At 48.6% G+C, this 15,628-nt stretch carries 12 protein-coding genes; 3 read left to right on the forward strand and 9 right to left on the reverse strand.

Annotation, left to right across the window (positions count from 1 at the left end; all coding sequences use genetic code 11):
• Positions 1-94: 94 nt before the first annotated feature.
• The 3 genes from GmarT_RS12135 to tsaB all read right to left on the reverse strand — a co-directional run bounded on the left by GmarT_RS12135 (position 95) and on the right by tsaB (position 2,796).
• Complete coding sequence (locus GmarT_RS12135; RefSeq protein ID WP_002648146.1) at positions 95-1,321, reverse strand: amidohydrolase family protein; 1,227 nt, start codon at positions 1,319-1,321, stop codon at positions 95-97.
• A 60-nt stretch (positions 1,322-1,381) separates the two neighbouring features.
• The gene (locus GmarT_RS12140) at positions 1,382-1,705 is read right to left on the reverse strand and encodes a DUF6793 family protein (protein ID WP_002648145.1); all 324 of its coding nucleotides are present in this window, start codon (positions 1,703-1,705) and stop codon (positions 1,382-1,384) included.
• Between the two features lie 368 nt (positions 1,706-2,073).
• Positions 2,074-2,796 (reverse strand): tRNA (adenosine(37)-N6)-threonylcarbamoyltransferase complex dimerization subunit type 1 TsaB, encoded by a 723-nt coding sequence (gene tsaB / locus GmarT_RS12145; protein WP_002648144.1) that lies wholly within the window; start codon positions 2,794-2,796, stop codon positions 2,074-2,076.
• A 207-nt stretch (positions 2,797-3,003) separates the two neighbouring features.
• On the opposite strand from tsaB, the gene GmarT_RS12150 reads away from it, so the two are divergent.
• The gene (locus GmarT_RS12150) at positions 3,004-4,872 is read left to right on the forward strand and encodes a chloride channel protein (RefSeq protein ID WP_002648143.1); all 1,869 of its coding nucleotides are present in this window, start codon (positions 3,004-3,006) and stop codon (positions 4,870-4,872) included.
• An 8-nt stretch (positions 4,873-4,880) separates the two neighbouring features.
• Here GmarT_RS12150 and GmarT_RS12155 read toward each other — a convergent pair whose 3' ends face one another.
• From GmarT_RS12155 to gap, 6 genes are all read right to left on the reverse strand, one after another.
• Positions 4,881-6,854 (reverse strand): ATP-dependent helicase, encoded by a 1,974-nt coding sequence (locus tag GmarT_RS12155; RefSeq protein WP_002648142.1) that lies wholly within the window; start codon positions 6,852-6,854, stop codon positions 4,881-4,883.
• 78 nt (positions 6,855-6,932) lie between these two features.
• A complete protein-coding gene (locus GmarT_RS12160; RefSeq protein WP_044239397.1) occupies positions 6,933-8,114 on the reverse strand; it encodes a serine/threonine protein kinase in 1,182 nt (393 codons plus the stop codon).
• 202 nt (positions 8,115-8,316) lie between these two features.
• Positions 8,317-9,171, reverse strand: coding sequence for an acetyl-CoA carboxylase, carboxyltransferase subunit beta (accD, locus tag GmarT_RS12165; protein ID WP_002648140.1), 855 nt, complete (start codon positions 9,169-9,171; stop codon positions 8,317-8,319).
• A 1-nt stretch (position 9,172) separates the two neighbouring features.
• On the reverse strand, positions 9,173-9,847 hold the full coding sequence (locus tag GmarT_RS12170) for a histidine phosphatase family protein (protein ID WP_002648139.1): 675 nt from the start codon (positions 9,845-9,847) through the stop codon (positions 9,173-9,175).
• Positions 9,848-9,862: 15 nt separating this feature from the next.
• Positions 9,863-10,567: a ribulose-phosphate 3-epimerase gene (rpe, locus tag GmarT_RS12175; protein ID WP_149302763.1), complete on the reverse strand. Its 705-nt coding sequence runs from the start codon at positions 10,565-10,567 to the stop codon at positions 9,863-9,865.
• A 358-nt stretch (positions 10,568-10,925) separates the two neighbouring features.
• Positions 10,926-11,948, reverse strand: coding sequence for a type I glyceraldehyde-3-phosphate dehydrogenase (gene gap, locus GmarT_RS12180; protein WP_002646248.1), 1,023 nt, complete (start codon positions 11,946-11,948; stop codon positions 10,926-10,928).
• A 520-nt stretch (positions 11,949-12,468) separates the two neighbouring features.
• Here gap and GmarT_RS12185 point away from each other — a divergent pair.
• Complete coding sequence (locus GmarT_RS12185; protein WP_002646247.1) at positions 12,469-15,156, forward strand: hybrid sensor histidine kinase/response regulator; 2,688 nt, start codon at positions 12,469-12,471, stop codon at positions 15,154-15,156.
• Positions 15,153-15,623: a chemotaxis protein CheW gene (locus GmarT_RS12190; protein ID WP_002646246.1), complete on the forward strand. Its 471-nt coding sequence runs from the start codon at positions 15,153-15,155 to the stop codon at positions 15,621-15,623. Before GmarT_RS12185 ends, GmarT_RS12190 begins: the two co-directional genes overlap by 4 nt.
• The last annotated feature ends 5 nt before the right edge of the window (positions 15,624-15,628 follow it).

Raw genomic sequence — 15,628 nt, forward strand, 5'->3', positions numbered from 1 at the left:
AAGCATAAAAAAAGGTCTCACCTGATTCAGGTGAGACCTTTTTTGGTAGTTTAGATTCAGTATTCAGAACCGATAGCGTTGAGTATCTGTTTTTTCAGCGAACCTGTTTGCCTTCAATAAAGACAGCTTCAACCGAGCCTGGGAAGGTAATCCCTTCAAAGGGGGACCAGCCACATTTGGTCTGGATGTCTTCGCGTTTGATTGTTACTGGTCGCTTGAGATTGAGCACTGTCAAGCTGGCGGTATATCCTGCTTCAATCCGGCCAAATTTCTTCGGTGAAACATATGGGTTCACAAAGTGGCCCGGGTTTTCCGAACAGAATTGTGCTGCCTGTTCGGGCGTGAATTTCTGATCCAGAATCAACCACGTTACGAATGCGCCATAGGTATCGAGATGCGGTTGTCCGGAGATCCCCTGCTCGTTTTCCTCCAGGGTATGGGGAGCATGATCCGTGGCAAGGTAATCCAAAGTTCCATCGCGTAAGGCAGCCAGCATCGCTTTACGATCAGAGATGGTCCGTAGTGGCGGATTCATCTGCATTTTTCCTCGATTCTCATCAGTCAGGTCAGACTGATCAAAATAGAGGTGGTGAGGAGTTACTTCGCAGGTGACTTGGACTCCACGATTGCGGGCCTCGCGAATCAGTGGCAGCCCTTCCCCGACAGAATAGTGACAGAGTTTGCCTCGAAGATCATATTTCTCGATCATCTGCAATGCAAATCGCGTAGCAGAAATTTCGCATTCAGCGGGACGGCGTTCTTCGTGTGTAGCGGCGTTGGCGTGCTCATCCAACAGAATCGGATCTTCACAGTGAAAGCTGACATTACAACCCCGGTAATGTGACAGCGTTTCATCCAACTGTTCCAGTGTTCTGAAAAACAGATCACCGACGCTGGGACCCATGTAAGCTTTATATGGTACTGCAAATGAAAGCGGTCTGGTTCCGGGGCCGATCCCCGCATAGAGAGTAAAATGGATCGCCGGATTTCGCTGTGCCAGGTGTTTGACTTTGTCGTTGTAGCTTTCGTCGGTGATGGGAGGCACCGGGTTATTAGGCATATCAGCGACGTGCACCACTCCCCCATTAATAGCAGCGGCAGCGGCAGTGCAGAAATCTTCTTTGTAGATTTGTGACTCGCCGACATCGTCACGGGCATGAATGTGAATGTCACCCATGCCGGCAAAGATCAGGCAGTCATCAGAAAATGTGAGATCTGCATCACCCAGATTCGAGCCGACCTCGACTATCTGATTTCCCTTGAGGCGGATCTGGCTGTGAAAAGTTCCTGAAGAACTGACGAGAGTTCCTTGTATGATCATCGGAGTGAAGTCATTCCGTTTCTGCGGTGTGTTGTCTCAATAGCAGGAATGCGATCTGGCTTACCAGCCGACTGACATATTGGTTTCAATAGCCAGTTGTGCTTCGTGGAGATCGGCACCGGTGTCACGCATGTAAAGACGAATAGCGTGAACTTTGTCGCCGGAAGCGCGGAACAGGCATTCGCGTGCCATGTCGCAGGGTTCTGTGTGCCCTTCAATTCCGAGCAGGCGTTTTGAAATCACCCACATGTCGCGAGGACGACGAGTGACTCTTAAGATCTCATCTTCAGGATAATTTTCCTGAGCAGCATTTTCCGCTTCCTCTTGAGTATTCGCCCAACCCACCATGATATGTGCGTTTGTTTCAATCTCATAAAGAGCCATAATTCAACTCCAGTCTGAAGAATGGAAAAGTGATAATCTGACGAACGACGTCGAACAACAGGACTCTTTCGAAATAGTCGTGACAGTTCATACATAAACTCAGGAGTCTGAAATCGAAAATTTCCGTGACCCTCATTATAGCCAAGCGGGATTCCCGGGGAGAGTGTCTTCCCGAAAATGTTTCAAGAAAAACAAAAATCCCGTATTACGACGAAAACTCACTTAACATGAAATCCAGCCGCTCTTTAAAGAGGATCAGAGTGTATGCATTGAACGGGATTACAGAGATCTGTCAGGATTGAAGGAACGTCGGGACTGCTGGCACATACCTTGATCCGGCTCATCTGAAGCGATGTGGATCATCAGCTTTATTGTTGTGCGTCCCATTTTTCTTCTGCTGCGCTTTTTCTGAGATAAAAGGGAGTCAGGTCCCAGACTTCATTTCGGGGGGGCTGGTTTTCCTGCATTATTCTTGCTGTGATTTCTGCAATTTCAGCCGCTTGCGGTATGTGAAATTCCGGTTGCAGCAGGCGTGGATCAGACTGAAGGTTCTCCGGAAGTAGAGTAATTCCCGGCCCCGAAACGGTATCGCCGGGTTGTAGAAAGTTACTAAATTCTTCGATACTTCTCAGTCCGATATCAGTGACCTGCTGCCAATGCCGTTCTGAGGTTTTCAGATATTTCCCGACAAACAGATCTCCCCGCTGCGCATTGGAGATGACCCAGGTTTCCTTGATTTGAGGGGGGCTTTTCAAAGCAATCGCTTCGAAAGTATCAATTCCGACGACAGTACAGCCAGTCACATATCCGAATGTTTTTGCGAACGTGATACCGATTCTTAATCCGGTGAAACTGCCAGGGCCGCGACTGACTCCCACGGCTGTAATCTGTCGGGCAGTCATTTCGAGACGTTCAAGGATATTTTTGACTTCTGCAACCAGGGTTTGGGCGTGTTTCCTGCCCTGTTGAGAAAGCTCAACCTGGGTGATTTTTTGACCGGGGCGATAGACTGCCACGGATCCGGAGTGCCCCGATGTCTCAATACCTAAATAAAACTCAGAATTTTCCACGCGGACACAAACAAAATACATCGAAAAAAGGGGGCAAATTCGTTACAACCGAGTATCAGAGTATGACAAACTCGTGAAATGCTTCCAAGTCATGCGGGCAGAATTAATCCGCGACCGCAGCAGAAGCAGGTAGAAATCAGAAGCCCGCCGCATTATGAGTAGCCAGAAGTCTCTACCTGGTTGCCGACGAACAGATTTTTTTCCATAATCAGACTGTAAAAATCGAAAATGGTTTATTTTAAGAAATTGGGTGCGCTGCTTACTTCTTTTGATCTGAAGACCAGTGGCAAATGGTTTGTACTTTCCTGCCTGATTGGAATCGTGGCCGGTCTGGGAGGAATTGTCTTTGATGTATTGATCCAGGTTGTTCAGCATAACACGCTTGTTGCCATCGCTGGATTTGACCACCCGCAGACCGTGGGGGAGCATTCGATCTATGAAGATGAAGAAGCCCGGAAAGCATTTTCTCCCTGGTGGATGCTGGCAGTGATAACAGCAGGTGGTCTGGTTTCAGGGATTATCGTTTATAATATTGCTCCGGAGGCAGAAGGACACGGAACAGACGCCGCGATTGATGCTTTTCATAACAAGCGGGGGCTGATTTTGCCTCGTGTTCCGATCGTCAAGACGATCGCCTCTGCATTGACACTGGGAACAGGTGGTTCTGCGGGGCGCGAGGGGCCGATTGCCCAGATTGGTGCCGGTTTTGGGTCGTGGGTGGCGACAGTCTTGAAACTGTCTGCGCGAGATCGTCGTATTATGCTGGCAGCGGGTGTCGGCGCCGGAATCGGTGCGATCTTTCGTGCGCCCCTGGCAGGTGCCTTGTTTGCTGCGGAAATCATGTACAGCAATGCTGATTTTGAATCAGATGTGATTGTGCCGGCTGCGATGTCATCAATCATTGCTTATTCCGTCTATTGTATGTCTCTCCCACAGGAACTGCAGTTTATGCCTTTGTTCGGTGATGGTCTGCATCATACAGTCGATTCCCACTTCGAGTTGATTCCCTATACTATTCTGTCGGTCATCCTGAGTCTGGCTGCCATGTTTTACGTAAAGACATTTTATGGGACCAACCGGTTCTTCAAATCGATTCCGATCAAACCAATGTTCAAGCCGGCGATCGGTGCCTTTTTGACCGGTATCGTCGGGATCGGCATGTATTATCTGTTTAATAAAGATCTGCAGGCATTGACTGTAATGTCGACAGGCTATGGGATATTGCAGGACGCATTAACTTCTGCGGCCCAGATCAGCATTCCGCTGTTGCTGACGGTTGCCGTTGTCAAAGTATTTACGACTTCACTGACGATCGGATCGGGAGGTTCAGGTGGGGTATTTGGTCCTTCGATGGTGATTGGTGGCTGCGTCGGAACAGCAACCGGTCGAATACTGCAGGATTTGTGGCCTGAAATGGTAACGCAACCGGAGGCTTATGGTCTGGTCGGTATGGCCGGTTTTTTTGCCGGAGCTGCGCATGCTCCCATTTCAACGATCATCATGGTTTCAGAAATTACAGGAAACTATTCACTGCTGTTACCTACCATGCTGTCCTCCACGCTCTGCTTTGTGCTTTGTCAGAAAGTTCATCTCTATCAGAAACAGTATCCCAGTCGACTCGATTCGCCGGCACATCGGGGTGATTTCCTGATTGATGTTCTTGAAGGGAGCCGTGTGTCAGATGTATTCGATCCAGGCAGAAAGATTCAATTGATTCATCAGTCGAAAACGCTTGATGAAATCGTGCACTCTCTGGCAGGAACCCAGCAGCATTATTTCCCTGTCGTGGATAATGAGGGGCGCATAATTGGTATCTTTTCCGAAGATGATGTTCGAGCTTATCTGTATGACGAGACCATCTGGAAGCTGGCGTTAGCACGAGATATCATGCAGTCCAACTTTGTAAAAGTCAGGCCGGATGATGATTTGAATACAGTGATGCAGCGATTTACCGCGATTAACGTGGAAGCCTTGCCCGTGGTTGATCAGGAAGACTCCGGTATCCTGCTGGGAATGCTGAATCGTAAAGAGACGATCGGTTATTACAATCAGCAGCTCATGAAGCATAAACGCGCGGGGGAAGAGAGCGAGGGTTAAAGCCTGAGTTACTCTTCATCATCCGTATTACGCATTTCAAAGAGAAAGCGTGACGGAAGTGTGGGTTGCTTTTTCCCCCATTTGGTGCGAGTTGCTGCACGACTTAGTGTGAGGTAATCCTGGGCCCTGGTGATTCCTACATATGCGATTCGTCTTTCTTCCGCGATTTCGGAATCGGTACCTTCGACAGAGCGTTTGTGTGGCAGTAGTCCCTCTTCCATTCCCACAAGATAGACGCGCGGAAATTCCAGTCCTTTGGCACTGTGGAGTGTCATGAGTTTGACGGCGTCCTGGGCGAGCTGGTCTTCTTTTTCGTTCAGGTCATCACGATCCCCCAGTGCGGTTTCTTCCAGAAAACCAATGGGTGACGGATCGCTGGTTCGTCGGCAGTATTCATTAATCGATTCGATGAACTGTTCGAGAACGACAATGCGTGCCTGCTGTTGTTCTGAGGTCTTGTACTGTTTTTTGATTTCCGATTCGTAGTCGATTTCTTTGATCAGATCATGCATGATCCGTGAAAGGTCCCGGGGAGACTGTTCCAGTCGGGATCGATAACGTTTGAGCAGGTCGTGAAATCCATTCAGTGCGGTACTCGCGCGGGCACTCAGGTCGTTTGTTTGCTGAGCAGAAGCGACCATCTCCCAAAACTGGTTTCCGGCTTTGACGGATTGATTGACTAATTTTTCAACCGTGCTGCTGCCGATCCCGCGCGTCGGCGTATTGATGATACGCAACATGGAAAGCTCATCTTGCGGGAAAGCCAGTGTTTTCAGGTACGCAAGCAGATCTCGGATTTCGCGGCGATCAAAAAATGACTGGCTGCCGATCAGCTGGTAGCGGACATTGGTTCGGCGTAATTCCGTCTCGAACACCCGGGGTTGTTCATTGGTACGAAACAGGATGGCAAAGTCGCGTAATGGAACATCCTGAGCTTCATGCAGATATCTGATTTCACCGATGATCTTTTCGGCTTCCGTTAATTCGTCTGCCAGCTCTAGAAAGCGTACCGGCGACCCCATTTTTTTGTGGGCAATCAGGTGTTTTTTATGCCGATCCCGATTATGGGCTACCAGGCGGTTGGCCAGTTCAATGATTTTGTCCGTGCAACGATAATTGTTCTCAAGTCGGACCACTTTCGCTCCCGGGAACTGTTGCTGGAATCCCAGGATATGTTTTACCTCCGCGCCACGCCACCCATAAATTGACTGATCATCGTCGCCGACTACACACAGGTTGTGGTGAGGTTTCACCAGGGCGCGGATCAGACTGAACTGGGAAAGATTGGTGTCCTGGTATTCGTCGATCTGGACATAATCAAATTTTGCCTGAACCCGTTCGAGAACCTCCGGGTGATCAGAGAAAAGCTGGTTTGTAAGCATCAATAGATCGTCAAAATCGACTGCCCCACTGGACCGCAGCTTGGTCTGATATTTTCGATAAGCCATGGCTGCCAGGAAGTCGAAATCATTTTCAGTAAAATTATTAGCGTCTTCCGGAGAGACATTTGCCATTTTCCAGGTACTGATTCTGTTAAGCAGATCACCGGGTCGCAAGCTTTTGTCATTCACCCGGATTTCCCGTAGCGCGGTTCTGGCCGCCGATTCCTGATCGCCTCGATCATAAATGACGAACTTCTCAGGATATCCCAAAAGCGAGATTTCTTCCCTCAGAATGCGGACACAAAGCGAGTGGAAAGTGGAAATGAATGGCTTGGCAGGCAGTCTTTTGCCCAGCAGCGCTGCCATACGCTCCTGCATTTCTTTCGCCGCTTTGTTGGTAAAAGTCACGGAGAGAATTTTATCAGGCGCAACACCAGTACGGATGAGCTCCACCATGCGATAGGTGATGACTCTGGTTTTCCCGGTACCCGCTCCGGCTAGCACCAGAAGTGGACCGGAAAGCGTAGAGGCGGCTTCGCGCTGCGCCGGATTGAGAGAAGCCAGGTGGTTCGATTGGTTCGGGCTGGTAGACAGGGGCATGTAACTTGATCAATTGTCGTAAAAAAACTGGAGTGAAAATTATCTCATCGAAAGAATCTGCACTACAGTTGAGAGAGTTCAGTGACTTTCATCTGGATTACCGGGTTTAGGACGCGAAGGTGTATTTTTTCGGGATGCATGCTGTTCTTTACCAGGTGAAGAGCCAGGTTGCGGCTGATTTTCAGAAGTTCCCTGGGAATCATCTACCGGCGGTTTGCGTTTTCTCCGGCGGAGACGCTGCTCAGGTGTCTGAACTGGTTTTTGGGCAGAGCGTGGCCGTTTCGAATTTGGATCTGATTTCTCCCTCGATCCTTTTTTACCAGGCACTGCGGCTGCAGGTCTGGACGTGGAACTGTCAGTGGTTTCGCTTTTCTGTTGTGTGACAGCGGTTTTCTGGGACTGGTAGACTTCTTTAAACGGTACCAGCATCTCATCAATAGTCTGCCAGCGATCCTGCGGATACAGTTCCAGTCCTTTCATGATCGCATCTGCAATCTGAGGGTTGATTCCCGGCAGCAGTTCCTGAATCGGTTTTGGCGGTGAATTGATGTGTTGGAGTACCGCCTCCATTGTCTCTGCTGCCTTCCAGGGGAGTTGTCTGGTGAGCATTTCGTAGCAGGTTACAGCATAGGAAAAGATATCAATTTTCTGGCTGGTCTTCTGTCGCTTGATCAACTCAGGCGCCATGTAAGCAGCAGTACCAGTGCGGTTGCCAGGCAGTAAAAAAGGCGGTGTATTCGGGACTACGAGACCAAAATCGATTAATTTGAGTTGCTGTTCATTATCGACCATGATATTGCGGGGACAGATATCACGGTGGATCCAGTTTTCATTATGGAAGTACTGAATGGCTTCGCCGAGCTGAATCATGTATTTCAGACAATTGGTCCGCATGTCCTCGTTTTGTGCTTCGACAAGAAAACTGAGGCTGTAACCTTCGATGAACTCCATGACCAGAAACTGCTCACCTTCGGAAGTCAGTCCATGTTCAAATGTTTTGACAATATGAGGGTGCTGAAACTGAACTGCAATGTCGCCTTCCCTGGGTTTGTTTAACCCTACGAATCTGGCCTCCAGTTCTTCCGTTTTCTGTTTATGGAGAACCTTGAGCGCGACGGTCCTGCCTGAATTGAGATCACGGGCACGCCAGACTTTAGACATACTGCCCTGCCCGACCCGACCGATCAGTTCAAAACGCTGCTTGATGTTGACGCGAGGCTGGCGGGACTCTTTGGAAAAGAAACGCTTTAAGAAGTTCATGTATTCACCAGCAGGCAAAGAGTGAATTCAGGACCAGGTTTATCCCAAGTTCAGAAGAATAGAAACCGGCCCACTACCAATAGTATAAGTGTCTTTGAGGCAATACGCAAAGTGCTGCCAGGCAAAGCTTCAAATAATACTTTTGAAGAAAGACCTGTCTCATCAATGCAGTTGGTGGCGTTGTGTTTTCTGATCAGATAAATCAGGCACAATAATCGATCAGGCGAGCCAGTTCCGAGCGAAGTTTTGGTCTGGAAATAATCCGGTCAACGAACCCGTGTTCAAGCAGAAACTCACTGGTCTGGAAACCTTCAGGCAGCGGGCTTTTAATTGTAGCCTCAACGACCCGCGGTCCGGCGAATCCGATCAGTGCTTCTGGTTCTGCGACCACAATATCCCCCAGTGAGGCAAAACTGGCAGCCACCCCTCCCATAGTAGGGTTGGTTAATACCGAAATAAACAACCCTCCTTTATCATGGAATCGCCCGAGAGCGGCAGAGACCTTACCCATTTGCATCAGGGAGAAAATGCCTTCATGCATGCGTGCACCACCGCCGGAACCACTGATAATGATCAAGGGCAGTTTCAGTGCAGTCGCCTGTTCGATGGCGCGTGTCAGCTTTTCGCCTACTACAGATCCCATACTGCCCATAATGAAGGCAGAGTCGGTGATGCCAATCACCAGGGGGCGACCGCGCATATATCCACGCCCTACAATACAGGCATCTTTCATGCCCGTTTTCTTCTGCTCAATCAGGATCCGGTCTTTGTATGTTTTGTTTTTGTCCGCAAATACTAACGGGTCACCGGCGGTGATATCCGGAAACCATTCTTCAAAACTGTCAGGGTCAAGCAGTTGCTGAATGCGGGTTTCTGCTGAAATGTAAAAATGATGATCACATTCCGGACAAAGGCCCAGTCCCTGCTCGACCTGCTTGCAGAAAACTGTGGCGTTACAGGCGGGACACCGTTGCCAGAGCCCTTCCGGTACTCCCCGTTTGGGGCGGGAAGTATGACTTAACCATGAATCAATATTAGATTTCGGAGCTGAACTCATCTTATTTGGCCTCCTCGAACCGCCACTTCTCGGTGTGGTTTCCTTGACCCTGGGGGGAATCCTTCTTTTCTGTTTGATCGTCCGAACTTACCTGCTTTGAATCACTTTTTTTGGGAGGCGATTCAAGAATTTCGAACATTTCATTCTGGCAAAATTTCCCGTTGTGCTCAAAAGAAATTTTATCTTTATTCTCATTTCGCAACAGGCAGGAAATAATTGTTGCCAGAGGTTCAGAAGCTACGATAGCAAAATTCTGTTTCTTTTTCAGGTACTTTTGTAGTGTTTTTTGCACGCGTTTCACTGCTTCAGAGGCCAGTTCTCCCTCGGGGGGGCAAACTGTTTCTGGTGATTCGGTCCATTGTTTCAGCAGTTTCGGGTATTTCCGGCGTACTTCCTCGTACTCCAGTCCCTGCCAGAGGCCCTGGTTCAAATTTTTCAGCCCTTCTTTTTCCTTGACAGGAATTCCCAGGTTTTCCCCTAACTGCTCAGCAGTTGACAGGGCTGGTTCTGAAGAGGATGTGATAATCGTTTCTATCCCTGAGTTTTCAATCTGCGCAACGAGATTCTTGACCTGCTCCTCACCTTCCGCGTTCAGAGGAAGGTCGAGCGTTCCTTGTATTCGTTCATCTTTATCAAAGTCTGTACAACCAGGTCGTATCAGCACCACCGTTGGCATTATTAGGTATCTCTTTTAAGTTGAGGAAGCTGTCTTGCTCCCGGCTTTTGCAGCCAGTTCGCTGACAGCTGTAGAATAGTCGGCCTGATCAAAGATGGCACTTCCAACTACAAAATAGTTGGCGCCTGCGCCGGCCGTTTCAGCAATGGTATCCATGGCAATTCCGCCGTCGACCGACAGTATCGTGTCGGCGGGAATCATTGATTTCAGCTGTTTGATTTTCTCAATGCTCGATTCGATGAAGGATTGTCCGCCGAACCCGGGTTCCACGCTCATAATCAGGACCAGGCCCGCCTGATCCAGGTAGGGTTCGACAGCACTCAGGGGAGTTTCAGGACTGACGGCCAGGCCAGGGATGACCCCCGACTGATTTAAATGTTTTAAAATATCACCGGGATCGGGAACTGCTTCGATATGTACGGTGATGGAATTACAGCCGGCTTTGATGTAGTCATCAATGTACTTTTCCGGATGGCTGATCATTAAGTGCGCATCAAAGGCCATGCTGGTCAATGAGCGGACTCGTTCAATCAACAGTGCGCCATACGAAAGGTTGGGGACAAAATGACCATCCATAACATCCCAGTGGAGTACTTGAGCGCCAGCATCTTCCAGCAGTTCGATTTCCCGATGCAGATTACCGAAATCACACTTCAGCATTGAAGGTGCGATCACGGGAGAATTCGAATTCAATTTATACTTAAGTTCTGAGTTAGTCATAGATTCCAGAAATACTATACGATGGAAAGTCAAAAACAAGTGCCTGGGTGATTATCCAGTCTGAATGCAGTATTTTCCCATATTCCACAATCATGTGATCTCAGATCGAAGTTGTGATTATTTAACTGGATGCGGTCTGGAGTCAGTACGTTGAAATCATCATCAGTTAAATTATGAGACTGGCTTTAATTGTAAGCGTCACATTTTGACAATCTGATTGAGCAGAGTCTAGACGAAAGTTAAATGGCGGGTTGACCTGTATACGTTTGTCTGGTTTGAAAAACAGCCGAGATGAAACTCATCTCGGCTGAAATTTCGGACTGAATCAAGGCTTGTATTCTGCAAGCTCTGATACAGCTTATAGTTGGGCCAGACGAGCGATCATGTCTGCGGTCCGGTTTGAATAACCATATTCGTTATCGTACCAGCTTAAGACCTTGAGCATTTTTCCACCAATTACTGTTGTCCAGCTGGCATCAAAGATAGAGCTGTGGGTATTTCCCACGATATCGCTGGAAACGATGGGGTCTGTGTTATACTCCAGAATGCCCTTCATTGGGCCGTCTGCAGCAGCTTTCATGGCAGCATTGACTTCTTCGACGGTCACATCTTTACTCAGATTCACGACCAGGTCAGTAATACTGCCTACAGGTACTGGAACACGCAGGCTGAGCCCAGTTAATTTACCATTCAATTCTGGCAGGACGAGTCCCACTGCTTTCGCAGCACCAGTCGTTGTCGGAATAATATTCAGAGCAGCGGCTCGTGCCCGCAGAGGATCTGAATGCAACTGGTCTGAAACACGCTGGTCGTTGGTGTAAGCGTGCACGGTCGTCATTAAACCGTGTTCAATTCCAAAGTTTTCATGCAGGACTTTGGCCATGGGAGCCAGGCAGTTTGTTGTACAGCTGGCATTTGAAACACAGATGTGCTCAGAGGTCAGCTGGTCATCATTGACACCAAATACAACAGTCATATCTGGTGTATCTTTCGCAGGTGCAGAAATGACAACTTTACGAGCTCCAGCGGTCAGGTGGCTGTCGTAACCTGGTTTTCCGTCGGCTTCACGGTTTGTGAAAAAGCCCGTCGACTCCAAAGCCACTTCGACTCCCAGTTCTTTCCAGGGAAGTTCACGGGGATCACGTTCAGCACAGACACGAACTTTTTTACCATTGACGATCAGATCGCTTCCATCGACGTCAACAGTTCCAGGAAAACGACCCTGAACACTGTCGTATTTTAACAACCAAGCCAGTTTTTTAGGATCTCCGAGGTCGTTGATGGCGACTACTTCGAATTCTTCTGGACGAGCAGCGAGTGCTCTGAATGTAATACGCCCAATACGACCAAAACCATTAATACCAACCTTTACCGCAGCCACAGGACTTACTCCTTCGTTTAATGAACCATTAGATGTGTATATTTGACGGCAGAGGTGATGGGGAACGATCCCACAAAGCTCCTCTGTCCGCTGTCGGGTAACTTTCAATCGGGGTGGATTGTAATAGTCTCAGGACGACCACACAACCGAACGCCGACTTCGCTTTGATTTCTTTGTTATGCAATAAAGTTAAGTATTTCGTGTCAGTTAGTACATTTGTTAATTCAAAATAGGATATCAATAAATTGTTTAATCAAATGACTGTGCACCTGTGATTGTTGGAGTCTAAGTATACTGGGGAATTCCCCTCACTTCTGCTTCTATCGATAACAGGAGGTCAAGGGGCTTAAGAAGAAATGACGATAGTGCTTAAGGGGAGATCACGTACTTTTGGGGGGATTATATCGACAGATTTTGCATAAAAACATGTTGATAAGTTCTTGCTGGTATTTATTTTAGCTCTCCACGCCTAAGTCTTATTTACACTTCAATTACGTTCCCTAATCACCAGGACGGGCTGATGGACGATATTCTGCAGGAGTTTTTGGCAGAAAGCTGGGAGAATTTAGGTCAATTAGACTCGGAAATAGTAGAGCTTGAGAAAGATCCCCAGAATGCTGAGCTGATAGCCAGTATCTTTCGCACTATTCACACTATTAAAGGGACCTGTGGTTTTCTTGGTCTCACAAATCTTGGTGCAGTTGCGCATTCGGCAGAAAATGTTCTGGGAAAGATGCGTGAGCGGATGCTCGAAGTGTCTCCGGGAGCGATTTCGCTGGTTCTGGAGGCTATCGACCGGATTAAAGAGCTCTTACAGGGCCTGGAAGCAACCGGAGAAGAACCGAAAACAGATCATTCGACTTTAACTCTGATGTTGGACGAGCTGGCTAACCTGGCGACAGCTCCGCTGGAGTCACCTCCTCAGCAGCCCCCTTCTGCTCCTGTTTCGGGGCAAGTCGAAGACATTTCAGTGGAAAACCAGGTTGAAGATAAACCGCTCGGCGGACCGAGTCCGACTGACATCGCTGATTCCAATGAAAGTGAACCAGCCGCACTCACTGATTCTCATCCAGAGGTTCTGGCAGAATCAGCAGATCCGCTGACTCCCGCTGCAGGTGGGACCGAAGAGGGAGCAGTCCGTTCTTCCAAAGTAAGTGTGGCAGACCTGTCTATTCGTGTGAATGTGAATGTGGTTGACAGTCTGATGAACCTGGTGGGTGAACTGGTACTGACACGTAACCAACTGTTGCAACTGGCGCGGGGGGATGAGGAGTCGAAATACGCTGCTCCCATCACTCATTTGAATCGGGTGACAACAGATCTGCAGGAAGGCGTGATGAAGACACGCATGCAGCCAATCGGGAATGCGTGGAACAAGCTTCCCCGTCTGGTACGCGATTTATCTCAGGTGACGAATAAACATATCGAACTGGTAATGACCGGGGCCGAAACGGAACTGGACCGAACCGTTCTGGATGCCATCAAAGATCCCCTGACTCACATGGTGAGGAACTCTGCCGATCACGGCATTGAGTCCTCTGAGGTTCGTAAAGCAGCCGGTAAAGCAGAATCGGGAACGATTCACTTGAACGCGTATCATGAGGGCGGACATGTCATCATCGAGATACAGGACGATGGTGCTGGAATCAGTCGTGAACGGGTTTTGAAAAAGGCAATTTCACAGGGATTAATCAAAGAAGTCGACGCACCTCATGTGACGGACAGTCATGTGTTTTCCATGATCTTTCAGGCAGGATTCTCAACAGCGGAACAGGTCAGCTCCATTTCCGGGCGCGGCGTAGGCATGGATGTTGTTCGAACTCAGATTGAAAAAATCGGGGGAACTGTAGACCTCAATTCTAAAATGGGAAAAGGGACGACAGTCAGAATTAAAATTCCGTTAACCCTGGCGATTGTATCTGCACTGGTGCTGGAGAGTGGTTCACAGCCTTTCGCAATCCCTCAACTGGGCGTGGTGGAACTGGTTCGACTCTCTGCAGAAGACTGCAAAAAAATCGAGACGATTCATGATAAAAAGGTATTTCGTCTGCGAGATCGTCTGTTACCACTCGTGCATCTGAATGAAGTTTTGCAACTGGAAGAGGATACTCCCAAAGATGACGATCTGCAGGACACGAACATCGTGGTGGTTCAGGTAGGTGAAGATCAGTTTGGACTGATCGTTTCCCGGATTTTCGATACCGAAGAAATCGTGGTAAAGCCGGTAGGACGCCTCTTAAAGAATATCGGACTCTACCAGGGAACGACCATCCTGGGAGATGGTCGGGTGGTGATGATTCTCGATGTGGGAGGAATCTTTAATCAGTGTGGCGGGAGTTCAGCTCATTCTCAATCGGTTGCCGAAGAAGCAACGGCGAGTTCTGACCGGAATACCATCAGTATGCTGCTGTTCGGTGTGAAAGATAATGTGACAATGGCTGTGCCGCTGTCCCTGGTCGCACGACTGGAAGAATTTCCGCTGGAAAGTATTGAATTAAATGGAGACCGCAAGGTAGTCCAATACCGCGATAACCTGTTACCGCTGCTTTCAATCGAAGGCGCTGGTTTTGGTGGTGGAGAACCCGTTGATCCGCAACCTGTTATCGTCTTTTCTGAAAATAACCGTTCGATGGGACTGATGGTTAATGAGATCAAAGACATTATTGATGAGCAGCTTGTAATTCGGATGCAGTCAGATCGGCCGGGCGTGCTGGGGACTGCCATCATCGGCAAAAATGCGATTGATGTGATTGATACTCAATATTACGTGACCCGCTCAACGCCGAACTGGTTTGAAAAAGTTGAAGATAAAAAATCGTTTCGAGTTTTAATTGTGGATGATTCGATGTTCTTCAGGCAATTGGTGGCAACCGCGCTGGAAACGGAAGGCTACTCTGTAGTGGCCAGGGACAGTTGCATCGCCGCTGTCGAACTTCTGGAGAAAGATTCCAGGTTCCATGCCGTCATTACAGATCTGGATCTGCCAATGATGGATGGTTTTGAGTTCTGCGAATGGCTTAAGTCTCAGCAGAATACTCAGGAGTTGAGTGTGATTGCTTTAACCTCTGCAAACAGTTCTGCAGATCAGGCCCGGGCCCGGGAGTCCGGTTTTGATGAGTTTCTGGTTAAATTTAATTCGCATGAACTGATCTCCTGTCTGGATGAGTCTTTTGCACGATTGAAATATAAAACAGGAGTAAATGCATGAGCATCGCAGTCACCGATTCCGGTAGTGGGATGGAGTCTCAGTTAGATTATTCGAGTCAGTATGTCTCGTTCCGCGTTGATGACCAGTTACTGGGCATGCCTGTAAATATGGTTCAGGAAGTGTTGACGGAGCAGGTGATTTCACCGACACCACTGGCACGCGCGGAGATCAAAGGTCTGTTAAATCTGCGTGGTCAGATTGTAACAGCCGTGAGCCTGCGCAAACGCCTGGGGCTGCCTGACCTGGAAGACGACCGTTCTATGAATGTTGTTACGCGGGTGGGTGAAGAATCCTTCAGCCTGCTGGTTGATGAAGTTGGCGATGTGATCAATGTGTCAGGTCGCTCCATGGAGCCGGTGCCAAGAACTTTGGATCCACACTGGCGGGCGGTGACCATTGGTGTGTTTCAACTGGATGAAGGATTGTTTGTCATCCTGGATGTGGAAACAATTTTAAATTTTGAGTGATGTTT

Source organism: Gimesia maris (assembly GCF_008298035.1).
Taxonomy (GTDB): Bacteria; Planctomycetota; Planctomycetia; order Planctomycetales; family Planctomycetaceae; genus Gimesia; species Gimesia maris.